We start from the raw sequence: 23,298 nt of genomic DNA, 5'->3' as shown, positions 1-23,298 counted from the left end.
CTCACAATGCGCGGGCGCGGCGTGATCTCTTGTCATCCGCCCGCCCAGCCATGTCCACACGCCCCCGCCGCAAGGCCACCCATCTCTTGAGCGCCAGCGAGCTGCGCGGCCTGGCCCAACTGGCCACCCAGGGCACGCTGGGCGTGACCGACATCGTCGAGGGCATGCACCAGGCCGTCTGGTCACGGCTGGGGATGCAAGGCCGGCGCGAAGAGGAAAAGACCCGCAGCGCTGGCCTGACCGGCCTGGTCTACCGCAGCATCCGCGGCAGCACCCGCTTGCTGGGTCAGGGTGTCGACCAGTTGCTGGCAGCCTGGCCAGCGGATGAATCCAAGGCCCTATCCGAACCCTCGCCCCAGCGCCTGGCGCTGCTGGCTGTGCTCAACGGCGTGATGGGCGACCATCTGGCCGACAGTGGCAACCCGCTGGCTTTGACCATGAGCGTGCAGCAGCCCGAGGCCAGCAGCCAGCAAGCCACGGGCCACCTCTTGCTGCTGATCCACGGCCTGTGCATGAACGATCTGCAATGGAGAAGCGAAGACACTGAAACCGGCCAAGCCCATGACCACGGAGAGATCCTGGCCCGCGCCCTGGGCGCCAGCCGGCTTTACCTGCGCTACAACTCAGGCCGCCACATCTCGCAGAACGGCCGGGACCTGGCGCAACTGCTGCAGCAAACGGTGGACGCCTGGCCGGTGCCGGTGAAACGCATCACCATCGTCGGCCACAGCATGGGTGGTCTGGTCGCACGCAGCGCGGTGCAGCTGGCGCAAGTGGCACGTCTGGGCTGGCTCAAGCGCTTGTACAGCTTGGTTTTTCTGGGCTCCCCGCACCAGGGCGCGCCGCTGGAGCGGGCCGGGCATTGGGTGGACCTGCTGCTGGGCAGCAACCGGCACAGTGCGCCACTGGCCCGCCTGGGCCAGCTGCGCAGCGCCGGCATCACCGACCTGCGCCACGGCCTGGTCCAAGACGCCGACTGGCAGGGCCGCGACCGCTTTGCCGCCGGCCATCTGCCGCATCAACCCCTGCCCCTGCCGGCCGGCATCGCCTGCTACACGGTGGCGGGCACCACGGCTGCCAAGCGCAGCCCCATGGCCGACCGGCTGCTGGGCGACGGCTTGGTGCCGCTGCGCAGCGCTCTCGGCGAGCACGAAGATCCGGCCTTGCGCTTGGACTTTGCGCCCGAGGCCCGCAACATCCAATACCGCTGCGGTCATCTGCAGCTGCTCAGCAACCCGGCAGTCAGCCAGCAGCTGCTGGCCTGGCTGGCGCCTTCGCCCGCGAAAGCGAAGTAAAGCGCGTCAGAGGCCGCGCAGCAGCTGCTGCACTTCGGCCTGGTTGCCGTACTGCTTGCCGCTGGTGGCCAGGCGGTTCAACTCGACCGCGGCCAGGCGCTTGTCGCCGGCCTTGAGGTAGAGCTTGGCCAGGCGCATGCGCAGATCGTGGTTCTGCGGCTGCAGCTCCAAAGCCTGCACCTGCACCTCGATCGCGCGCGGCAGCTTGTTGTCGGCCTCCAGCACCGAGGACAAGGTGTCCAGGAAGGCCGGCTGCTTGGGCGCGATCTGCACCGCTTTCTCGGCCAAGGCCAAGCCGCCCGGTTTGTTCAGCTTCATGGCCAACCAGGCCAGGTTGTTGAGCACGGCCGGGTTCTCGGGCTGCAGCTTCTGCACCGCCGCAAAGCGGCCTTCTGCCGCGGCCAGCTGGCCCTGATTCAGCTCGACGCCGCCGAGGTAGAACAGGAACTCGGCGTCGTTCGGGTGGGCCTTGAGCCAGTCCTGCGCATGCTTGTCGGCCTCGGCCTTGGCGCCGCCCAGGCTCAGGGCCAGGTGCAGCTTGCTCGCCACCGCCGGATCGGGCGCTTTCTCCAGGCTGCGGCGCATGGCGGCGGCGGCCGCCGGCCAGGCCTTTTGGTTGGCCTGCACATCACCTTCGAGGCTGTAGCCCAGCGGCGAGGCTGGCGCGCGCTTTTGGATCAGGGCTGCCGTGGCCAGCGCTTCCTTGGGCTCGCCATTGGCCAGCTGCAGCTCGCCGAGCCGGCGCTGGACCACCAGGTTGTCGGGCGACAGCTCCAGCGCATGCTTCAAATTGCTGATCGCGGTCGGGTACTTCTTGAGCGCGGCATAGACCTCGGCCAGGCGCAGCGACGGCAGCGGCGAACGCGGCATGGCGCGGGACAGGGCGTTGAAGGACTCCAAGGCCTGCTGGTACTCACCGGCCACGGTGCGGGCCCGGCCTTGCGCTTCCATCAAGTCGGCACTTTCCGGCATGGCGGCAATGCCTTGCTCGGCGGCGCTCAGCGCAGCCTTGAGATTGCGTTCCTTGAGCTGGAAATCGATCAAGGCCACACGCGGCGCCGCGGCACTGGGCTTGCTGGCGATGGCCTTGTTGATCATGGCCTCGATCTCGGCCTTGGGTGCGCCGCGTTGCTCGGCCAGCTCGGCCAGCGCCAGCTGCGCATTGACATTGTCCGGGTCGGCCACCAGCAAGGTCTCGAAGCGCTGCTTGGCTGCCGCCGGCTGCTTGTCATTGATGTCCAGCGAAGCCAGCAAGGCCGCGGCCGGATAGAACTTGGGGTCGATCTTGAGGGCCTGCTCCAGGCTCTTGCGAGCTCCGGCCGTGTCGCGCCGGGCCAGGAACACCAGGCCGCGCAGATTGTGCGCCATGGGTTTGTCCGGCTGCTTGCGCTCCAGCACGGCGATGGCGGCCAGCGCCTTGTCCAGATCACGGCGCTGCAGATGGGCGCGGATCAGGGCCACATCAGCCACCGTGCTGGGGTCAGAGTCGGAAATGCTCTTGAGCTCCGCCAGCACGTCCTCTGCCGAGGCGCTGGCGCCACGCCCCAGAGCCAGCTGGGTGCGGCTGCGCGTGTCGGCCGGGTTGAGCTTGGCCGCCTGGGCGAAATAGCCGGCCGCCTTCTTGTCGTCGCCATTCTGGCGGTAGGCCTCGCCGGCCAGCGAGTAGAGCTGGGCATCGATGGGCGACGCGCCTTGCAGCAGGGGCTGCAGCGCCGCCACGGCCTTGGCCGGCCGACCGGTCAAGAGATAGACCTGGGTCAGCATGCGCCGGGCCAGCCCCAGATTGGGGGAAATCTTGAGCGCCTTGCCCAGATACTCCTCGGCCTGCACATAGCCCTTGAGCTCGAACTCGATCGCTCCGCCCAGCTGCAGGGCCAAGGGATTCTCGGGCGCCATCTTGAGCAGTTGCTGGCTGAGCTCGCGCGCCTTGGAAAATTCGCGCTGACGGAAGGTCAGCAAGGCCTCGAAATACAGGGTTTGCGGATGGCCGGCCAGCACCTTCTTGAGCGCGGCCAGCTGTTCGGCCGCGGCCGGCAGATCACCGCTGTCCAGCCAGTGGTTGAGCAGGCCAGTGTGCGCGGACACATCGCCGGGTTGCAGAGCCAGAGCTTGGCGGTAGGCCGCCACAGCAGCCTGGCCACCGGCCTCGGCCGCCTTGCTGTCCTCGGCTTTGTCGAGCGGTTTGCCGGCGCTGGCGGCTGCCGCCTGGGCTTGCGCGGACTCGACCCGGCGCGTCACCATCAGGATGTCACCCTTGAGGCGCCAGCCCTCGGCCAGCTTGGGCTCACGCTGCAGCAGCGAGTCCAGCATCTGCAGTGCGCCCGCGAAGTCGCCATCACGGGCCTTCATGCGCACCTGGAGGATCTGGGTGGCCGGGAAATCGGGCTGGGCCTGGAGTGCCTCGGCGATTGCCGCACTGGCCTTGTCCTGGGCGCCGGTGGATTCATAGGCAATCGCCAACGAGGTCAGCAGATCAGCACGCGCCTTGGCATCGCCGGGCCGCGTGTTGCCATGCTGCTCAATCAAGGCCTTGTAAGAGTCATTGGCAATCATGGCCCGTGCCAAAACCGGCAGCACCTGGTCGGCCGACGCCTTCAGGGCCAAAGCCTTGCCCAGCTCCACCTCGGCCGAACGGCTGTCACCGGCGGCCAGAAAGGCCTGACCCAGCAGTAAACGCGCCTCGGCCGCCTCAGGCGACTTCTGCAGGGCATTCTTCAACTGGATGATGGCGGTCTTGTGGTCACCCTTGCCCATCGAGCCCCGGGCTGAGGCCATCAGGCTGTCATAACTCTCTCCGCCACAGGCCGCCAAGAGACAGGCGGTCAGGACACTGGTGGCAATCAGCTTGGGAGTGGACATGGGATAGGCGCAATGGGTCTGAGGCTGAAGAAACCGGCCCCGCCGCTGACAGGGCGGCTGGAGCCAAGGAATGGCCGGCAAAGTATAGGGGCGGGTCCGGCTGGCTACACTGGCCCGATGCCTGCTCCAGACCTCGTTTCACCGGCCAATTCGCCTCGCGATGCCGAGCATTTCTCTGCCAACCAAGCGGGCCGGGTGCCGCCGCCTGAGGTCTGGCTAAACCGCTTCGCAGCCCTAGGCCCGGCCTTCCATACCGAGCTGCCGCCGCAAGGCTTGCCCCAACCGGTCTGGGTGGCGCAGAGCACGGCCAGCGCGGCCGAGCTGGGCTGGCCCGAGGACTGGTGGCAGCGCGAGGACTGGAACGCCCTGGAGGTGCTGAGCGGCAATGCGGCCTGGCCCGGCATGCGCACGCTGGCCAGCGTCTACAGCGGCCACCAGTTCGGCGTCTGGGCTGGCCAGCTCGGCGACGGCCGCGCCCATCTGCTGGGCGAGATCGCCACACCGGGCGGCAGCCTCGAGTTACAGCTCAAAGGCGCCGGCCTCACGCCCTACTCGCGCCGCGGCGACGGCCGCGCGGTGCTGCGCTCTTCCATCCGCGAATTCCTCTGCTCGGAGGCCATGCATGCGCTGGGCATCCCCAGCACCCGCGCCCTGGCCCTGACGGCCTCGTACCTGCCAGTGCGGCGCGAAACCTTGGAGACCGCGGCAATCGTCACCCGGGTGGCGCCGAGCTTTCTGCGCTTCGGCCACTTCGAGCATTTCTCACACCGCCAGCAGCACCAGGAACTGCGCCAACTGGCCGATCACTTCATCGATTTGCACGCGCCCGATTGCCGCGCGGCGAGCGAGCCCTATCTGGCCTTGCTGGAGCGGGTGGCCCGGCAGACTGGCGCCTTGCTGGCCCAGTGGCAGGCCGTGGGCTTCTGCCATGGGGTGATGAATACCGACAATATGTCCATGCTGGGCCTGACCATCGACTACGGCCCCTTCGGCTTCCTCGACGGTTTCAACCCGGGCCACATCTGCAACCACTCCGACCACCAAGGCCGTTATGCCTTCGCCCGCCAGCCCAGCATGGCGTTCTGGAATCTGCATGCCCTGGCCCAGGCCCTGCTGCCCTTGATCCAGAACGAGGGTGAGGATCCCGAGGCTGCCAGCGAGCGCGCGCTCGATGCGATCGAGCCCTACAAGCAGGCCTTCAGCGACCACTTCACCGCCCTGATGCGGGCCAAGCTGGGCCTGCTCAGCGAGCAGACCGAAGACACGGCCCTGATCGACGACTGGTTGCGCCTGCTGGCCGCGACCCAGGTGGACTACACCATTGCCCACCGCCGGCTCAGCCGATTCGGCCTGCACGATGACCCCGGCGCCTTGCGCGACCTGTTCCTGGACCGCGAAGCCTTCGACGCCTGGGCCCAGCGCTACCGCCAGCGCCTGCAGGCGGAGGCCAGCCAGGACGGGCCGCGCCAGGCAGCCATGCGTGCGGTCAACCCGGCCGTGGTGCTGCGCAACCATCTGGCCGAGGACGCCATCCGCGCCGCCCAGGCCGGAGATTTCTCCGAGACGCAGCGCCTGCTCCAGGTCCTGCAGCGGCCCTTCGACGACCCCACACAGGCCAGCGACGCGGCCTTCCCGCCCGACTGGGCTCAAACCCTGGAAGTGTCCTGTTCATCATGAGCGACAAGAGCATCAAGACCTACCCGGTTCAAAAGAGCGAGGCCGAATGGCGCGCCCAGCTGGACCCCATGCAATACCAAGTGGCCCGGCAATCGGGCACCGAACGCGCCTTCACCGGCAAGTACTGGGACCATTTCGAGAAGAACGGCCTGTACCGCTGCGTCGGCTGCGGCACGCCCTTGTTCGAGCCGGACACCAAGTTCGACGCCGGTTGCGGCTGGCCCAGCTACTGGGCCCCGGTCAATGCAGAGCTGATCGAGCGCATCGTCGATGAAAGCCACGGCATGGTGCGCGTCGAAGTGCGCTGCAACAACTGCGGCTCCCACCTGGGCCATGTCTTCCCCGACGGCCCCGAGCCGACCGGCGAGCGCTTCTGCATCAACTCGGCCGCGATAGACTTCGCGCCCCGGACCTGAGTTCCTCCAGGCCGCCCTTACTGCGGAGCCACGCCGGCCCGCCTTGCCCATGAAGCTTCTGCTCGACTTTCTGCCGCTGATCCTGTTCTTCGCCACCTTCAAGTACGCGGACAGCCACAAAGACTGGGCCGCGGCCTTTGCCACCGAGCATTTCGGTTTCATGGTCTCAGGCGGCAAGGTCGGCACCGAGGAGGCGGCGGTCTTGCTGGCCACCTTGGTGGTGATGGTGGCCACCCTGGCGCAGGCGCTGTTCCTCAAGCTGCGCGGCAAGAAGATCGACCTGATGCTCTGGATCAGCCTGGCCCTGGTCGTGACCCTGGGCGGCGCCACCATCTGGTTCCACAACGAGACCTTCATCAAGTGGAAGCCCACCGGCCTCTACTGGGGCATGGCCCTGGTGTTCTGGGGTTCGGTGCAGTTCTTCAAGAAAAACCTGATCCAGAAGATGCTGGGGGCTGAACTGGAGCTGCCGGCTGCGGTGTGGCAAAACTTGAACCGCGCCTGGGTGCTGTTTTTCGCCACCCTCGGTATCGTCAACCTCTACGTCGCCTACAACTTCTCGACCTCGAGCTGGGCCGATTTCAAGGTCTTTGGTGTTACCGGCCTGATCCTGGTGTTCACGGTCGCGCAAGGCTTCTACCTGAGCCGCCATCTGCCCGAACTGCCGGACGACAAGGCCGAACCCGCGAAGGCCGATGAAGCCGAGACGCAACCATGAGCACGCACCCCGCCCTGAGCGAGATCATCACGGCGCGCCTGCAGGCCGCGCTGAGCCCTGAGCGCCTGGAAGTCCAGGACGACAGCCACCTGCATGCCGGCCACGCCGGTGCCCGGGAAGGTGGCCATTACACGGTGCGAATCTGCAGCAGCCGCTTCCTTGGGCTGGGTCGCGTGGCCCGCCATCGGCTCGTATATCATTCGCTGGGTGAGTTGATGCAGCAAGGCATCCACGCGCTGGCGATTGATGCCAGCACACCCCAAGAGAACTGATTCATCTCGAAATCGATCAGCGCCGATACGGCGCATTTTTTTAGCCCAAAGCCCTACCCATGAAGAAGTTTGTGCTCGCCGCCTCCGTCGCGGCCCTGTCCGCTGCGCTCCTGCCCATGTCGGCCAGCGCGCAGAACCTCGCCATCGTGAACGGCAAAGCGGTGCCCAAGGCCCGCGCCGAACAGCTGATCAGCCAAGTCACCAAGAGCGGCCAGCAAGCCCGCACGCCTGAGCTGGAAAACCAGGTCAAGGACGAAGTCGTGCTGCGCGAAATCTTCATGCAGGAAGCCGAGAAGCGCGGCATCCCGGCCAGCGCCGACTACAAGGCTCAGATGGAGCTGGCCCGCCAGAGCATCCTGATCCGCGAACTGTTCGCCGACCACGCCAAGAAGAACCCGGTCACCGACGCTGATGCCAAGGCCGAGTACGACAAGTTCAAGGCCCAGAACAGCGGCGAGGAAGTGCGCGCCCGCCACATCCTGGTCGAGAAGGAAGAAGACGCCAAGGCCCTGATCGCCCAGATCAAGGCTGGCGGCAAGTTCGAAGAACTGGCCAGCAAGAACTCCAAGGACACCGGCTCCGCCGCCAACGGTGGCGATCTGGACTTCGCCAAGGCCAGCAGCTATGTGCCCGAATTCGCCGAAGCCATCACCAAGCTGAAGAAGGGCGAAATGACTGACACCCCGGTCAAGACCCAGTACGGCTACCACATCATCAAGGTCGAAGACACCCGCGAAGCCCAGTTCCCGGCTTTCGACGATGTCAAGGCCCAGATCGTCCAGCGTTTGCAGCAGCAGAAGGTCGGCGCTTACCAGCAAGAGCTGAAGAGCAAGGCCAAGACGGACTACAAGTTCGCCAACTGATGAGGCCCGCGGTGCCGAGCTCAGGCGGCCGTCGGCTCCGACGCTGACCGCGCTTACAGGCACCACGTCTTCTTGTCCGTCCACACACGCCGTACCGTCAGGCCCAGCCAGACCCTACCCGCGCAAGGCCCTCAGGCTTTCCGCGGGTTTTTTGCGGCCAAGGGCACGTCGTTCACCGATCGATCCGAGGTTTCGTTTGCCCGCATCCCGTCTCGCCCGCCGCGTCCTGCCTCACCCAGACACTCTGGCCCAGACACCGGGCCTGCGCTGGCTCGGCCATTACCTCGCCCCACGCCCTTGGCTGTGGGTGGCGCACCGGCGTCGGGTCGCCTTGGGCGTGGCCGTGGGCCTGGCGATCGGCGTCATTCCGCTGCCGACGCAGATGGTGCTGGCGGCCGTACTGGCCATCATCTGTCGCGCCAATGTCGCCGCGGCCATTGCGGCGACCTGGCTGACCAACCCCTTCACCCTGGTGCCGATCTGGAGCCTGGCCATCGCGCTCGGTCGCCTGGCTTCGGGGCACAGCGGGCCGATTGCCACGCCGGAGATGCTGGCCATCACCTGGAGCGAACCTGCGAGCTGGCTGCCCTCGGCCTGGGCCTGGGTGCAGGCGCTCGGTGAGCCACTGCTGATTGGCTTGCCATTGGCCGGCCTGGCCTTGGGTGCAGCGGCCTATGTGGTCGTCTACATCGGCTGGTGGGCCGTCATCCGCGGCGAGCGCTGGCGGCGCCTGCGTCAGCGCGCACGCGCGGCCTGAGCGCGGCGCTCAGACGGCGGCCGTCGCTTCGTCCCGGAGCTCCGTCGTGGTTTGTTCGACCAGGCGGCCGGCCTCGATACGCAGCTGACGCTGGCAGCGACGCGCAATCGCCGGATCATGGGTGACCAGCACCAGGGTCGTGCCCGCTTCGCGGTTCAGCTCGAACATCAGCTCCATCACGGCCGCGCCGGTAGCGAAATCGAGGCTGCCGGTGGGCTCATCGGCCAAGAGCAAGGCGGGCCGCACGACAAAGGCGCGCGCCAGGGCCACACGCTGCTGTTCACCGCCAGAGAGCACGCGCGGGTAATGGCCCAGGCGCTCGGACAGCCCCACCCGGCCGAGCATCTGCGTGGCCAGACTGCGCGCCTGCGGCTCGCCGCGCAGCTCCAGCGGCAGCATCACGTTCTCCAACGCGGTCAGATTGGGCAAGAGCTGGAAGCTCTGGAACACAAAGCCCAGCTCGGCGCCGCGCACCGCGGCGCGCTGGTCTTCATCGAGGACAAACAAGTCCTGCCCGCGCAGGCGCACGGTGCCGGCACTGGGTGTATCCAGCCCGGCCAGGATGGCCAGCAAGGTGCTCTTGCCTGAGCCCGAGGCACCGACGATGGCCACCGACTCCTGTGCCCGCAGGCTGAAGCTGATGTCATGCAGAATCACCAGCTCGCCGGTCGCGTCCTGCACCCGTTTGTTGATGTGATCGACTTCCACAAGAATTTCGGACATGGCGGAACCCAAAGAATGAAGGACAGAAAAGCAGAGCCCGTCGCGCAAGCGGCCCGGCGGGCAGCACTGCGCATGGCCTTGCACTGTAGCGTCTGCATCGCGGGCAGTGGGCTCGCGGGTCTTGCCAGCGCACAGACAAAGACCGACGAGCGCACGCTGGTGGTGCTCGGTGACAGCCTGTCCGCCGAATACGGCCTCAGCCGCGGCCAAGGCTGGGTGGCCTTGCTGGAGCAACGCCTGGCAGAGCAGAAGCTGCCCCAGGGGCGCCGCTACCGCGTCATCAACGCCAGCATCAGCGGCGACACCACGGCCGGCGGCCGTGCCCGCCTGGCCACCTTGCTCAAGCTGCACCAACCCGCCGTGCTCATCATCGAACTCGGCGGCAACGACGCCTTGCGCGGCCTGCCTCTGGCCAACAGCCGCGAGAACCTGCTCGCCATGGTGCGCGCGGGCAAGGCGGCCGGCGCCAAGGTGCAGTTGCTCGGCATGCAGGTGCCGCCGAACTACGGCGCCAGCTATGGGCGCGAATTCGCTGGCCTGTTCAGCGAAGTGGCCAAGGCCGAGAAAGTGGCCCTGACCCCCTTCTTACTGGCCGGTTTTGCCGAGCGGCCGGATGCCCAGGATTGGTTCCAGGCCGACCGCATCCACCCCCTGGCCAAGGCCCATCCACTGATGCTGGACCAGGTCTGGCCGGTGCTCAAACCCTTGCTGTGAGCGCAGAGCGACGGAGAAAGAAAAACGCCGCTGCGGCCCAAGGGCCGGCAGAGGCGCTGCGATCAAGAGTCAACCGGAGGCGGCTTGCCCTCTCAGCGCTCCCGCTCGCCGTTGCGGCGCGGCGGCCCGTCGGAGTTGCCACGCTCCCGCTGCGGGCCTTGTGACTCACTCTTGCTCGGCTGCTGCGGCTGAGCTTGCGGCTGCGGCGCTGGCGCCTGGCGCATGGGCAGAGAAGAAGGCTCGGCCGAGCGCATGCGTTCGGGCTGACGCTCGACTGGGCGTTGCTCCATCTGTCGTTCAGCCTGGCGCTCCACCGGGCGCTCGAATGGACGCTCCATCTGACGCTCCATGCGGCTGTCGCCACGATCCGGGCGCTGCGGGCCGGCCCGTTCGGAACGGTCGGCTCCCGGACGATCGGCCCAGGGCATGTTCGACGGCAGGGCCGGCTGCACCGGAGCTTGGGGCTGCGCTTGCACCGGCGGCGCTGCACGGTCACGGTCACGGTCACGACCGCGCCAAGGCAGATCGGCCGGGCCGCCCGAGCTCTGCGGTGCCGGAGCGCTGAGCTCGCCACGCTGCGGTCCGACGCGCTGTTCACGCGCTTCCCTCTCCTCACGCGGGACCTGCTGATCACGGTGGCGATTGGCGAGCGGGTTGTCATTGCGCCAAGGCACATCGGCCGCGCTGCGTCCAGCCGGGACCTCAGGGCTCATGGCGGGCCGCTGCGGCAGCATCGTGGCCAGCTCCTGGCGCGCCGGAGCCGCAGGCAAGGGCCGCACCGGGCCGCTGTCGGCGGCCGGCATGGCACGGACCGGTCCACCGGCACCGGGCAGATAGCTGATGGCACCGCCGACTTCGCGGTTGCTGCGCGGCTTGTTGACGGTCACGGGGTCGCGATCGAAATGGTTGTTCAGGCGCTGGACATAGCCCGGGCTGTGGCGGAAGCCCGGCACATAAACTTCACGCGGGGCCAGCGGATACCAGCCGTAATGCGGGCGCGGCGGGCGAGCGCCGCCCCCGATGCTGATGCCCACCGACACCGCTGGGCCACCCACCCAGGCCACCAAAGCCGGGGCATAGACCGGGCGCGCCACATAACGGCCCGGCGACCAGCACCAGCGGCCATTCCAGCTGACCCAGCGGCCATAGTGGAAAGGCGCGAAGCCCCAGGGCGCATCGTCCACCCAGCTCCAGCCCCAGTGGCGCGTCCAGGCCCAGTGGCCGTAGCGATACGGTGCCCAGTCGGCCACGACCACGGAAGGGAACCAGACGGCGCCGTACTCGGGCGACTGTTCCCAGCGGCCATGGCGATCCAGATCTTCCGCGCCGGTCATCTCGGGCGAGACATAGCGCTGGCTCAGGCCTGCGTTGACGCTATCGCCTTCGCTGCGGCTCTGTGCGGTGAGCCAGTCAATGAAGCCATCGCCCTGAAGGCGCTGGCGCTCGGTGCGCGGGCCGCCGGCCCACCAGAACTCTGCCTGCTCGCCGTCCTGCAGCCAGACCGGCAGCGTGCCCTCGCCCTTGCTCGATTCAAAACGCAAACGGCCTTGCAGGGCAAAGCCACGGCTGCCGCGGTCCATCTGCTCGACGCGGTACAAGCCCTCGCGCTCGGCGAAGAACAAGCCCTCGCGGGTCATCACCTTGTATTCACTGACCGCTTCCTGCGAACGCAGGCGCAGCCCCATATCGCCCTTGGCCAGGAGCAGCAGCACGCGGCCCTCGTCGAGCTGGCTGATCTCCAGGTCGCTGCGCTCATCGAGCCAGAAGCTGCTGGAGCCGACGCGCAGGCTGACGCGCGAGCGATCGTCGGTACGCAGACGGTCGCCCTCGGAGATGGTCTGGTTGCGCATCACGCGCGTCCATTCCTTGTTCTCGGCGTCGAACAGCCAGGCCTCGCCAATGACTTCGGAGACGCGGCCGGCACGCGTCGGCGGGTCGCTGCCTGGCGCGGCTTGGGCGTGGGCCGGCTGCCAAGCGCTGAGGCCCAGCACCAAGCAGGCCAGACACAGCCAGCTGCGCCAGGCCCAGGCCAGCGCAGCTGTGGCAAACAAATTTCGGGCGGCAACTTTCATGACAAGCTCCTGTGACCACAGCTCAACGCGCAGTCTGCTGCCGCGGAGGACCGTCTTTACAAACAATCACCACAGCGGCGTGCGAGGTGCAGGCCACGCACCCGAAAGGTGCGTCTCAGTCGTCTGCAGCCGGGTCCAGCTCCGGGAACAGCACCGAGGTGAAGCCAAAGCGGCTGAAGTCCCGCACGCGCATGGGATAGAGCACGCCGTCGAGGTGGTCGCACTCATGCTGGACCACGCGGGCATGGAAGCCTTCGGCCTCGCGCTCGAAGGCCTGGCCTTCGGCGTCAAAGCCGCGGTAGCGCAGGCGCGCATGGCGCGGCACCACGCCGCGCAGGCCGGGCACTGAGAGGCAGCCTTCCCAGCCCTCTTCATCGGCCGCGCCGAGTAGCTCGATCTCGGGGTTGATCAGCACGGTCGGCGGCACGGGCGGCGCGTCCGGATAGCGCACATTGCTCTGGTAGCCAAAGATCACCAGGCGCAGGTCCACACCGATCTGCGGCGCGGCCAGGCCGGCGCCGTTGGCTGCCTTCATGGTCTCGAACATATCAGCGATCAGGTCGCGCAGCTCCGGCGTGCCGAAGTTCGTGACCGGCTGGGCCACGCGCAGCAAGCGCGGGTCACCCATCTTCAGGATTTCATGCACGGCCATGGCAGCGTCGCTCACGTTTCAGATCAGTTAAGGTGGGCGGATTCTAGAAGTGAGTCCGGAGACACCCCCGCCATGCACGATTTTGTCCAGCCCCTCGGCCATGGCATCTATGCCATCGACACCGGCTTTCAGCGCCCTCAGTTCGACGCCGCCTACTTGCTGGTGGAGGCAGGCCGCGCCGCCTTCATCGACACCGGCACCAACCACGCCGTGCCGCGCCTATTGGCGGCACTGGGCGACTTGGGCCTGGGCCCGGAGGCGGTGGACTGGGTGATCCCCACCCATGTGCATCTGGACCATGCCGGCGGCGTGGGCCTGCTGATGCAGTCCCTGCCCCAGGCACGCCTGGTGGTGCATCCGCGTGGCCTGCGCCATCTGATCGACCCGACCGCGCTCTACATGGGTGCCAAGGCCGTCTACGGCGAGGCGGAGATGCAGCGCTCCTACGGCCGCCTCGTGCCGGTGCCGGCCGAGCGGGCCCAGGCCAGCAGCGATGGCGAGACCCTGCATCTGGCCGGCCGCCCCCTGCTCTTGCTGGACACGCCTGGCCATGCGCGACACCACCACTGCATCTGGGACGCGCACAGCCGCGGCTGCTTCACCGGCGACACCTTCGGCCTGAGCTACCGCGAGTTCGACACCGCGCAAGGCGCCTGGGCCTTGCCGACCAGCACGCCGGTGCAGTTCGAGCCCGAGGCACTGAAAGCCTCGATGGATCGCCTGCTGGCTTTGCAGCCCACGCAGATGTTCCTGACCCACTACAGCCGCGTCGGCAGCAGCGTAGCCGAGGTGCAGCGCCTGGGCCAGCTGCTGCGCGCGCAGATCGACGAGATGGTGGCCCTGGCCCATGCCGCGCCGTTCGGCGCCAGCCCCGAGCGCCACGCTTTTCTGAAAACCGGGCTGGAGGCCATCTACCTGCCGCGCCTGCATGCCCACGGCTGCACGCAAAGCCTGGTGGCACAGCTGGGCTTGCTGGAGATGGACATCGAGCTCAACGCCCAGGGCCTGGGCGTCTACCTCGACAAGCGCGCGGCCGCGGCCTGAAGAAAAGGCTCAGTCCTTGCGGCCGAAAGAAAGCAAGGCGTACAGCAGGATGGCGCCAAAGGTGGCAGTTCCGATGCCGCCCAGCGCAAAGCTGCCCAGCTTCAAGGTGTAGTCGCCCGTGCCCAGTACCAGGGTGATGGCGACCACCAGCAGATTGCGGCTGTCACTGAAGTCCACCTGCTTGTCCACCCAGATCTTGGCGCCGGCCACCGTGATCAGGCCGAAGACGACGATGCTGACGCCGCCCATCACGGCCAGCGGAATCGCCTGGATCAGCGCCCCGAACTTGGGGCTGAAGCCCAGCAGCACGCCCAGCAGGCCAGCGATCACGAAGATGGCGGTGGAGTAGATGCGGGTGGCGGCCATGACGCCGATGTTCTCGGCATAAGTGGTCACGCCAGTGCCGCCGGCGGCACCGCTGACCATGGTGGCCAGGCCGTCGCCCATGAAGGCGCGGCCCATGTCGGCGTCGAGATTGCGGCCGGTCATGGCGCTGACGGCTTTCAGGTGACCGAGGTTTTCGGCCACCAGCACCACCACCACGGGCACGATCAGCAGCAGGGCCTGGGGCTCGAAAACCGGGCTGGCAAAACGCGGCAGGCCCACCCAGGCGGCATTGGCCACACCCGAAAGGTCGATCGGCTTGCCCAGACCGAGGCCATTGGTCAGCAGTGCGTAGAGCAGGCTGGCGGCCAGCAAGCCCAACAAGATCAGCAGGCGCTGGGCCATGCCTCGGCTGTACACCGCCACCAGGGCCACGCTCAGAAAGGTGGCACCCTGCATCCAGGCATCGAAGCCGGTGGGCGCCATGTTCTTGATCGGGATGGCGGCCAGGTTCAGGCCGATCACGGCCACCACGGCGCCGGTGACCACCGGAGGCATCAGACGCTCGATCCAAGCCGTACCCAACCAGGACACCAGGGCGCCGATGGCAAAGTAGACCGCGCCGCAGGCGATGATGCCGCCCAGTGCCAGCCCGATATTGGCGTTAGGTCCCGAGCCGGTGTAGCCGGTGGCAGCGATCACCACGCCGATGAAGGCGAAGCTCGACCCCAAATAGCTAGGCACGCGGCCGCCCACCATCAGGAAGAAGATCAGGGTGCCGATGCCGCTCATCAGGATGGCGACATTGGGGTCGAAGCCCATCAGCAGGGGCGCCAGCACGGTGGCGCCGAACATGGCGATCACATGCTGCAAGCCCATGGCCAGGGTCTGCGGCCAGGGCAGGCGTTCATCGGTCTGTACCGCTTGCCCGTCTTGGGCCGGCACCTCACGCCATTGGAAAAGTCGGCTCATGCTGCATGCGCTCCATCGTGTCTTGACGCCGCAGTGTAGTGAGGCCAGCTGCCGCGACGACCCAGGGCTTGCACGCAGCCCGGATGGGCCTCACACGTCCAGGTTCAGTTCCTGAATCTTGCGCGTGATGGTGTTGCGGCCGATGCCCAGCTTTTGCGCCGCCTCGATGCGGCGACCGTGGGTCAGCTCCAGCGCGGCGGTGATCAGGCTGGCCTCGAAGCGGCGGCTCAGCAGCTCCCAGACCTCAGGCTCGCCAGCAGCCAGCAAGCGGCGCGCCTCGCGGGCCACTTCCATCACCCAGGCTTCGCTGGCCACGGCTGCACCAGGCAGGGGCGCAGCGGCCGGCGCATGCGCCCCAGATTGAGGCGCGGCGGCAGCAGAAGCCTCGCCTGAGGTCGCCGGCGCGTCCTCGCTGCGCTCCAGCGTCAGCTCGGTTGATGTACCAGCTTGCAACAATTCCTGAGGCAGATCCTTAGCTTCCACCACCTGGCTGGGCGCCATGACGCTGAGCCAGTGGCAGATGTTTTCCAGCTGGCGCACATTGCCTGGGAAATCAAAAGCCAGCAGCTGAGCCAGGGCGGCTTCGCTGAGGCGCTTGGTTTCGACGCCCAGCTCGGTCGCGCTGCGCTGCAGGAAAAAGCGCGCCAGCACGCCGATGTCCTCGCGCCGCTCGCGCAGCGGCGGCAGGCGCAGTCGGATCACATTGAGGCGGTGGAACAGGTCCTCGCGGAAGGCGCCCTGGCGCACGCGCGACTCCAGGTTCTGGTGGGTGGCTGCGATCACGCGCACATTGGCGCGCAAGGGGCTGTGGCCGCCGACGCGGTAGAACTGGCCGTCGGACAGCACGCGCAGCAGCCGCGTCTGCAGCTCCAGCGGCATGTCGCCGATTTCGTCGAGGAAGAGCGTGCCGCCGTCGGCCTGCTCGAAACGACCGCGCCGTGTGGCCTGGGCGCCGGTGAAGGCGCCGCGCTCGTGGCCGAAGAGTTCGCTCTCCAGCAAGTCCTTGGGGATAGCCGCCGTGTTGATGGCGACAAAGGGGCCCTCAGCGCGCGGGCTGTGCTTGTGCAGAGCGCGCGCAACCAGTTCCTTGCCCGAGCCCGACTCGCCGGTGATCAACACCGTCACATGGCTCTGGCTCAGGCGGCCGATGGCACGGAACACGTCCTGCATGGCGGGGGCCTGGCCCAGCATCTCGGGCACTTGCGCGGCGGCCTCGTCGGCAACGGCCTCGCGCTGGCTTTCTTCTTGGGCGCGGCGGATCAGTTCGACCGCACGGGGCAGGTCAAAGGGCTTGGGCAGGTATTCGAAGGCGCCGCCCTGGAAAGCTGCCACGGCGCTGTCGAGATCGGAGTAGGCCGTCATGATGATGACGGGCAGATGCGGCAGGCGAGCCTTGACCTTGGCAAGCAGGTCAAGACCTGAGCCTCCGGGCATGCGGATGTCGGACACCAGCACCTGCGGGCTGTCCTCCTCCAGCGCAGCCAGCAGATCGCGGGCGTTGCTGAAGGTGCGCACGGGCAGGCCCTCGCGGCTCAAGGCCTTCTCCAGCACGAAGCGGATGGAATGATCGTCGTCGACAACCCAGATGGATTTCATGCGGCTGGTTCCCTCTAGGGCAGGGGCAAGGTGATGCGAAAGTCAGTCCGGCCCGGTTCACTTTCACAGTCGATCATGCCTTGGTGCTGTTGGGCGATCGTCTGCGCCAGCGTCAGGCCGAGGCCGGAACCGCCCTCTCGCCCCGACACCAGGGGAAAGAAGATGCGATCACGGATCTCGGCCGGAATTCCGGGGCCGTTGTCCTCGACATGCAATTCCAATGCCAAGCGCCAGCGCTGCTTACCAATGGTCACCTGGCGCGCCACCCGAGTGCGCAAGGTGATGGAGGCGTCGCCCGCCGCCATGCGGGATTGCAAGGCCTGGGCAGCGTTCTGCACGATGTTGAGCACGGCCTGGATCAGCTGTTCGCGGTCGCCGCGGAAGTCGGGCAGCGAGGTGTCGTAGTCGCGCTTGATCACCAGGCCGCGCGGATGCTCGACCAGCACCAGGGCGCGCACGCGCTCGCAGACCTCGTGAATGTTGACATCGGCCACCACCGGCGCGTGGCGGTGCGGCGCGAGCAGGCGGTCGACCAAGCTTTGCAGGCGATCGACCTCGTGGATGATGACTTGCGTGTACTCGCTGAGCTCAGGGCCTAACTCGGTGGGTGCCAGCTCCATGGCCAGCAGCTGCGCGGCGCCGCGGATGCCGCCCAGCGGGTTCTTGATTTCGTGCGCCAGATTGCGCGTCAGCTCCTTGGTGGCCTGCACCTGGTCGAGCGTGCGCTCCTCACGGTCCTGCCGAGTCTGCTGGGCGTTCTCGATCAGCTCGATCAAGACCAGGTCACCACCGCGCGGCGTGGCCGAACCGGCCTCCAGCTGCGAAACGATCACATGCACCGGCACCAGCACCTCGTGCGGCCGCACGCCGCGGCGCAGCAAGGCATCGAAGCGGCTGCTGGAATAGGCATTGCGGGCCACGCCCTCAACCGTGTCACGCAGGCGGCCGGCCTCGGCAAACCAGTCGTAGAGACTGCTGCGCTGCACGGCGCGGCGCGACAGGCCCATGACGTTCTCGAAGGCCGTGTTGGCGAACAGGCATTCGCCATCGGGCCGGACCACGGCCACCATGGTGGCCAGCATGTCCAGCGCATCAAAAGCCGGCGGGGTGCGCTCGGCCCCTTGAAATGCCCCGAGGGGCGTGGGAGCGCTTGGGCTCATGACAACAACTCCTGAGTGCGGCTGCGCGGCCCCGGAGCCGGCGCGACACACCGGGCCTCAGGACGGCAGCTTGCTGATTTCGCGTTTGAGCGCCGCAACATCGCTTTCCTGACGCGCGATGCTGGCCTTGAGCTCGGCCATGCGGTCCAGGTAGCGCTGGTAATTGCGCTCGTCGGCGCGTCGCTCGGCGTTGCCGCCGGCGTATTCACGCTGCGTCGTGGCCAGGCGTTCCTCGGCCTCGCGCAGCTCGGTTTCCAGCACACGCCGACGTTCGCCGTCGCGGCTGCGCTGCTGGTTGGGGTCGACCCGGCCGCCGTCGCTGCTGGCGCGCGCCGGTGGGCTTGCATCAGCACGGCCTGCATTGCCGTTGCCTCCTGCCCGCGGCTTGGGAGCCTGCAGGATGGTGATGGGCGAGCCTTCGATCGTGCGGCAGCCCTTCTCCTGGGCTTCCTTGGCCGACACGGCATCGGTGTAAAGCACCGGCGGGCCGGGGCAGCGATAGACCGTGCCCTGGGCCTGCGCCGCTGCGGCCCAGGCCGACAGCGAGCAAACGGCCCAAACCAGCGGATCCGTGCGGCGCATCGTGCGACGCATCGAGCGGTAGGCGGGCATCGGCGGAGCAGATCGGTTCAACATGGCGAGATTGTGGCCCAAGCGCGGCCGGCCCAAGCGCGCAAGTGCGCGGCCGAAAGCCGGCAAACGCTGCGGCCACGAAAAAGGACGGCCTGAGCCGTCCTTCGAGATGAGCCTGGCGGCTCGTGAAAGCCCGGCCTTCAGCGCACCGATCAGCACGCTGGCGGCCGGCAGCCATCACAGGGCGTAGTACATGTCGAACTCGACCGGGTGCGTGGCCATGCGCAGACGGGTCACTTCCTGCATCTTCAGCTCGATGTAGGCGTCAAGGTAAGCATCTGTAAACACGCCACCCTTGGTCAGGAAGGCACGGTCCTTGTCCAGCGCTTCCAGGGCCTGGTCGAGGCTGTGGCAGACGGTGGGCACCAGGGCGTCTTCTTCCGGCGGCAGGTGGTACAGATCCTTGGTGGCGGCTTCGCCCGGATGGATCTTGTTTTCCACGCCGTCCAGACCAGCCATCAGCAACGCTGCGAAGCACAGGTAGGGGTTGGCCGAAGGATCGGGGAAGCGTGCTTCAACGCGACGACCCTTGGGGTTGGCCACATAAGGAATGCGGATCGAGGCCGAGCGGTTCTTGGCCGAGTAAGCCAGCTTGACCGGCGCTTCGTAGCCAGGCACCAGACGCTTGTACGAGTTCGTACCAGGGTTGGTGATGGCGTTCAGGGCGCGGGCGTGCTTGATGATGCCGCCGATGTAGTACAGGGCGAAGTCGCTCAGACCGGCATAGCCGTCACCGGCGAACAGGTTCTTGCCGTCCTTCCAGACCGACTGGTGCACGTGCATGCCGGAGCCGTTGTCGCCCACCAGGGGCTTGGGCATGAAGGTGGCGGTCTTGCCGTAGGCATGAGCCACGTTCTGCACCACATACTTCTGCAGCTGGGTCCAGTCGGCGCGCTCCACCAGGGAGCTGAAGCGGGTGCCGATTTCCATCTGGCCGGCGTTTGCCACTTCGTGGTGGTGCACTTCAACCGGGATGCCCAGCTGTTCCAAGATCAGGCACATCTCCGAGCGCATGTCCTGGCCGCTGTCGACCGGGGGCACGGGGAAGTAGCCGCCCTTGACGGTCGGACGGTAGCCGGTGTTGCCGTGCTCGTATTCCTTGCCGGTGTTCCAAGCGCCTTCTTCGGATTCGATCTTGAAGAAGGAACCCGACATCTCGTTGGACCAGCGCACCGAGTCGAAGATGAAGAACTCAGGCTCGGGACCGAAGTAGGCGGTGTCGCCCAGGCCCGAGGCCTTCAGATAGGCCTCGGCGCGCTTGGCCAGCGAACGCGGGTCGCGCTCATAGGCCTTGCCGTCAGCCGGGTCGACCACATCGCAAGACAGGATCAGGGTCGGCTCTTCGAAGAAGGGGTCGATATTGGCCGTGTTCGGATCGGGCATCAGCAGCATGTCCGAGGCTTCGATGCCCTTCCAGCCAGCGATGGACGAGCCGTCGAAAGCATGGCCGGAGACAAACTTGTCTTCGTCGAAGTGCGAAACCGGCACGGTCACGTGCTGTTCCTTGCCACGGGTGTCGGTGAAACGGAAGTCAACAAACTTGACTTCGTTTTCCTTGACGATCTTCATCACGTCGGCGACGGTCTTGGCCATCAGAAACTCCTAAACGGGTAAGTAGCGGGAGAAAGCTTGCGGATGCGTAGGTATTTGTTTGGCTTGCACTGCGCCGTCAGACACAGGCCGCGCCAGTTCAACAAAGCAGTTTGTGTGCCAGCTTGCGGCACTCCGGTGCGCACTGCGCATGCAGACGGGCACACAGCCCAAGCTGCCGCACCGCGCCGGCGCACAGAGCCGCCGAAGCTGCGGGATTATGGTCCGACCCCAGGCTCGGGAACAGGGCGAGCGAGCGAGTTTTCACGTTCAATCACCAAAACGGTGCGATTCGGCGTCGCTCAACGCACCAATTCAGTGCTCACGACAGCACCAAATTGGATCACGCCGCTTTTCAGTGCCTGGTAGGCGGCATCCATCTGTTCGGCCGGGCCTTTGACGCCCAGCTCGATGTGGCGGCCCCACTGCGGGTGGTCCACGCTGGGCAGGCTGAAGACCTTGATGCCGGGGAAGCCCGCCTCCACCCGCTCCATCAGCGGCGTCAGGCTGGCCTCCATCGCGCCCTGGACGATCAGGGACAGTTCCTGGCGCTGCACAGGGCGCTGTAAGTCGGCATGGCGCTGGTCCAGCACCCACTCCATCATCGGGTGGGCCATGACCGGAAAGCCCGGCACGAAATAGACCGTGCCGACCGAGAAACCCGGGATCTTGTTGAAGGGGTTGGGAACGATGTCGGCGCCGACCGGGAACACACCCATCTCCAGGCGGCGCAGGGTGTCGGGGTGCTCGGGGTCGACCGTCTCGCCCTTCTCCGCCGCCATGTTCTGGATGCGTTCCCAAATCAGCGCGCGCGCCTCCGGGTGCAGCAACAGTTCGCGGTCCAGGGCGGCCGCAGCGGCCTGGCGGGTGTGGTCGTCGGGCGTGGCGCCGATGCCGCCGCAGCTGATCACCAGATCGCCGCTGGCGAAGGCCTCACGCAGCCGGGCGCTGATGTAGGCGCGGTCGTCGCCCAAGTACTGAGCCCAGTCCAGGCTCATGCCGCGCGCGGCCAGGATCTCGATGAACTTGGACAGATGCTTGTCCTGGCGTTTGCCGGACAGGATTTCGTCGCCAATGATGATCAAACCGATTTTCATGACTCTTCTTGCCTAGGCAGGGATGGGATGGGCGTCAGCAGCTCGACGGGGGCGGCGCCGGCGTTGCGGCTCTGACGCAGCTCCTGGAGTGCGGCCAGGCAGTAGTGGCTGAACCACAGCGAGGAAAAGGCAAAAATCAAGGTGTAGAGCCAGATCGACACCAGGATCAACAAAGGTGCCAGAGCCACGGCCATCACGCCGAAGGCCCAGATGGCAGCCGGCGCCGCACCCAGATAGCCCGTGAGAAGACCCAGACCCAGCAATGGCAGGCGGTGCAGGCGCAGCAGCTGACGCCGCTCAGCCACCGAGGCATGTTCGGCCAGGGCGTCATAGGCGAACACCCGGTAGCCGAGCCAGCCCCAGATCAGCGGCGGCAGGATCAGCACCAAGGGCGGGATGAAAAGGAAAGGCAGGCTGATCAGCAAAGCCAGCAAGGCCAGTGCCGCGTGGCCCAGGGACCAGAGCAGCGACTGCACAAAAGCAGCACCCCGCTTGCGCTCCAGCAGCGGAAAGCGACGCTGGGCGACCAGATTGACCGCGGTCGGCGTCAGCAGCAGTGCCACCAGCAGCAGGCTCAACACCACCACCACCGGCAAGCTCAGGGCCAAGACGAGCAAAGGCGCCAAGGCCGAGCGGAAGCCGCCCAGACCGACATAGCTGAGCCAGCCGAGCAGGGTTTCGATCAAGCGCCAGGACTCCAGCGTGGCGCGCACCCCGGCCACCGCCTGCTCCCAGAAGAAATAACCCAGGCCCAGCGCCAAGGCCGCGGCCAGCAGCAAGGGCAGCAGGGACAAGGCGATCACCCGCGGATGCAGGCAGTAGGCGGCCGCGCGCCAGAAGGCATCGGCGACGCGGCTGAAGGATTGGACGGGCATGGGTGGGGGGGGGAGGAGAAGTGAATGGGTGAATGGGTGAATCGTGGATGGAGCTTTCGATCACGGCGCCTTGTTCACCTGTTCACTTGTTCACCCCTTCACCAAAAAAAAGCGGCCCACGGCCGCTTTTCTTGAATGGGCCGCGTTTCGACCGCCCCCAGCTTACTCGTCGTCGCCGCCGAGCAGGCCACCCAGGATGCCGACACCGGCGGCGCCGCCGGCAAAGCCGCCCAGCAGCGAGCCCTCTTCCTTGCGGCCACCGTTCTGCGGCGCCGCCGCAAAGATGCGCGAAGCCAGGCGCGAGAAAGGCAGGCTCTGCAGCCAGATCTCACCCGGGCCGGTCAGCTTGGCCAGGAACAGACCTTCACCGCCGAACAATGCGGTCTTGATCTTGCCCACGTATTGGATCTCGAAATCCACGCTGGGCGTGTAGGCCACCACGCAACCGGTGTCGACCAACAGGGTCTGGCCGGGTGCCAGCGTGCGGCGCACCACGGTGCCGCCGGCATGCACAAAAGCCATGCCGTCGCCTTCCAGCTTTTGCATGATGAAGCCTTCACCGCCAAAGAAGCCGGTGCCCAGCTTCTGCTGGATGGCGATGCCCAGAGACACACCGCGCGCTGCGCACAGGAAGGCGTCCTTCTGGCAGATCAAGGTGCCGCCGAGCTGGCGCAAGTCCATGGGCAAGATCTTGCCCGGGTAAGGCGCGGCAAAGGCAACGCGCTGCTTGCTGCTGCCATTGTTGGTGTAGATGGTCGTGAACAGCGATTCGCCTGTGATCAAGCGCTTGCCGGCGCCGAGCAGCTTGCCGAAGAAGCCACCCTGGTTGGCCGCACCATCACCGAACACCGTGTCCATATTGATGGCGGCATCCATGAACATCATGCTGCCGGCTTCGCCGATGGCGGCCTCGCCCGGATCGAGCTCGACCTCGACGAACTGCATCTCGGCGCCCTTGATTTCGTAATCCACCACATCCATGGCCATGA

Annotated in this window: 21 protein-coding genes; 9 read left to right on the top strand and 12 right to left on the bottom strand. The window is 66.7% G+C overall.

Annotated elements, in window-relative coordinates; all coding sequences use genetic code 11:
* Nucleotides 1-50 precede the first annotated feature (50 nt).
* Entirely contained in the window at nt 51-1,295 is a 1,245-nt protein-coding gene (locus LNV23_RS08185; RefSeq protein ID WP_263562526.1) for an esterase/lipase family protein, read from the top strand.
* Between the two features lie 6 nt (nt 1,296-1,301).
* On the opposite strand, the gene prsT is transcribed toward LNV23_RS08185, so the two are convergent.
* Nucleotides 1,302-4,154, bottom strand: coding sequence for an XrtA/PEP-CTERM system TPR-repeat protein PrsT (gene prsT, locus LNV23_RS08180; RefSeq protein ID WP_263562525.1), 2,853 nt, complete (start codon nt 4,152-4,154; stop codon nt 1,302-1,304).
* 117 nt (nt 4,155-4,271) lie between these two features.
* Between prsT and LNV23_RS08175 the strand changes: the two genes are divergently transcribed.
* The 6 genes from LNV23_RS08175 to LNV23_RS08150 all read left to right on the top strand — a co-directional run bounded on the left by LNV23_RS08175 (nt 4,272) and on the right by LNV23_RS08150 (nt 8,857).
* Nucleotides 4,272-5,831, top strand: coding sequence for a protein adenylyltransferase SelO (locus tag LNV23_RS08175; RefSeq protein WP_263562524.1), 1,560 nt, complete (start codon nt 4,272-4,274; stop codon nt 5,829-5,831).
* Nucleotides 5,828-6,247: a peptide-methionine (R)-S-oxide reductase MsrB gene (msrB, locus tag LNV23_RS08170; RefSeq protein WP_263562523.1), complete on the top strand. Its 420-nt coding sequence runs from the start codon at nt 5,828-5,830 to the stop codon at nt 6,245-6,247. The genes LNV23_RS08175 and msrB overlap by 4 nt, the downstream gene beginning before the upstream one ends.
* Nucleotides 6,248-6,296: 49 nt before the next feature.
* Nucleotides 6,297-6,965, top strand: a complete 669-nt coding sequence (locus LNV23_RS08165) for a septation protein A (RefSeq protein ID WP_263562522.1) — start codon at nt 6,297-6,299, stop codon at nt 6,963-6,965.
* A complete protein-coding gene (locus LNV23_RS08160; RefSeq protein WP_263562521.1) occupies nt 6,962-7,237 on the top strand; it encodes a BolA family protein in 276 nt (91 codons plus the stop codon). The genes LNV23_RS08165 and LNV23_RS08160 overlap by 4 nt, the downstream gene beginning before the upstream one ends.
* A gap of 59 nt (nt 7,238-7,296) precedes the next feature.
* Entirely contained in the window at nt 7,297-8,100 is an 804-nt protein-coding gene (locus tag LNV23_RS08155; RefSeq protein ID WP_263562520.1) for a peptidylprolyl isomerase, read from the top strand.
* Between the two features lie 196 nt (nt 8,101-8,296).
* Nucleotides 8,297-8,857, top strand: a complete 561-nt coding sequence (locus LNV23_RS08150; RefSeq protein ID WP_263562519.1) for a DUF2062 domain-containing protein — start codon at nt 8,297-8,299, stop codon at nt 8,855-8,857.
* Nucleotides 8,858-8,866: 9 nt separating this feature from the next.
* Here LNV23_RS08150 and LNV23_RS08145 read toward each other — a convergent pair whose 3' ends face one another.
* Nucleotides 8,867-9,580, bottom strand: coding sequence for an ABC transporter ATP-binding protein (locus LNV23_RS08145; protein ID WP_263562518.1), 714 nt, complete (start codon nt 9,578-9,580; stop codon nt 8,867-8,869).
* 72 nt (nt 9,581-9,652) lie between these two features.
* Between LNV23_RS08145 and LNV23_RS08140 the strand changes: the two genes are divergently transcribed.
* Complete coding sequence (locus LNV23_RS08140) at nt 9,653-10,294, top strand: arylesterase (RefSeq protein ID WP_263562517.1); 642 nt, start codon at nt 9,653-9,655, stop codon at nt 10,292-10,294.
* A gap of 92 nt (nt 10,295-10,386) precedes the next feature.
* Here the strand turns inward: LNV23_RS08140 and LNV23_RS08135 are convergent, their stop codons facing one another.
* Both LNV23_RS08135 and def read right to left on the bottom strand, forming a co-directional pair.
* Entirely contained in the window at nt 10,387-12,366 is a 1,980-nt protein-coding gene (locus LNV23_RS08135; protein ID WP_263562516.1) for a DUF6600 domain-containing protein, read from the bottom strand.
* A gap of 115 nt (nt 12,367-12,481) precedes the next feature.
* Entirely contained in the window at nt 12,482-13,018 is a 537-nt protein-coding gene (gene def, locus LNV23_RS08130) for a peptide deformylase (RefSeq protein ID WP_263562653.1), read from the bottom strand.
* Nucleotides 13,019-13,090: 72 nt separating this feature from the next.
* Between def and LNV23_RS08125 the strand changes: the two genes are divergently transcribed.
* Nucleotides 13,091-14,062: an MBL fold metallo-hydrolase gene (locus LNV23_RS08125; RefSeq protein WP_263562515.1), complete on the top strand. Its 972-nt coding sequence runs from the start codon at nt 13,091-13,093 to the stop codon at nt 14,060-14,062.
* 9 nt (nt 14,063-14,071) lie between these two features.
* On the opposite strand, the gene LNV23_RS08120 is transcribed toward LNV23_RS08125, so the two are convergent.
* The 8 genes from LNV23_RS08120 to LNV23_RS08085 all read right to left on the bottom strand — a co-directional run bounded on the left by LNV23_RS08120 (nt 14,072) and on the right by LNV23_RS08085 (nt 23,296).
* Nucleotides 14,072-15,358 carry a solute carrier family 23 protein gene (locus tag LNV23_RS08120; protein ID WP_263562514.1) on the bottom strand — a complete coding sequence of 429 codons (1,287 nt, stop codon included), beginning with the start codon at nt 15,356-15,358 and terminating at the stop codon, nt 14,072-14,074.
* Between the two features lie 90 nt (nt 15,359-15,448).
* Nucleotides 15,449-16,954 (bottom strand): nitrogen regulation protein NR(I), encoded by a 1,506-nt coding sequence (gene ntrC / locus LNV23_RS08115; protein WP_263562513.1) that lies wholly within the window; start codon nt 16,952-16,954, stop codon nt 15,449-15,451.
* A gap of 14 nt (nt 16,955-16,968) precedes the next feature.
* Nucleotides 16,969-18,114: a nitrogen regulation protein NR(II) gene (gene glnL / locus LNV23_RS08110; RefSeq protein WP_411910554.1), complete on the bottom strand. Its 1,146-nt coding sequence runs from the start codon at nt 18,112-18,114 to the stop codon at nt 16,969-16,971.
* Between the two features lie 57 nt (nt 18,115-18,171).
* On the bottom strand, nt 18,172-18,750 hold the full coding sequence (locus LNV23_RS08105; protein WP_263562512.1) for a hypothetical protein: 579 nt from the start codon (nt 18,748-18,750) through the stop codon (nt 18,172-18,174).
* A 174-nt stretch (nt 18,751-18,924) separates the two neighbouring features.
* Nucleotides 18,925-20,340, bottom strand: a complete 1,416-nt coding sequence (gene glnA, locus LNV23_RS08100) for a type I glutamate--ammonia ligase (protein WP_263518355.1) — start codon at nt 20,338-20,340, stop codon at nt 18,925-18,927.
* Nucleotides 20,341-20,639: 299 nt separating this feature from the next.
* Nucleotides 20,640-21,434: a competence/damage-inducible protein A gene (locus LNV23_RS08095; protein WP_263562511.1), complete on the bottom strand. Its 795-nt coding sequence runs from the start codon at nt 21,432-21,434 to the stop codon at nt 20,640-20,642.
* Nucleotides 21,431-22,309 (bottom strand): EI24 domain-containing protein, encoded by an 879-nt coding sequence (locus LNV23_RS08090; RefSeq protein ID WP_263562510.1) that lies wholly within the window; start codon nt 22,307-22,309, stop codon nt 21,431-21,433. The genes LNV23_RS08095 and LNV23_RS08090 overlap by 4 nt, the downstream gene beginning before the upstream one ends.
* A 162-nt stretch (nt 22,310-22,471) precedes the next feature.
* Nucleotides 22,472-23,296 (bottom strand): TIGR00266 family protein, encoded by an 825-nt coding sequence (locus LNV23_RS08085; RefSeq protein ID WP_263562509.1) that lies wholly within the window; start codon nt 23,294-23,296, stop codon nt 22,472-22,474.
* Nucleotides 23,297-23,298: the final 2 nt, after the last annotated feature.

Origin of the sequence: Kinneretia sp. DJ1R-11, assembly GCF_025717595.1 — a bacterium.
Lineage (GTDB): Bacteria > Pseudomonadota > Gammaproteobacteria > Burkholderiales > Burkholderiaceae_C > Paucibacter_A.
Note: the sequence above shows the minus strand (reverse complement) of the source record. Positions and strands in the feature narration are given on the sequence as shown.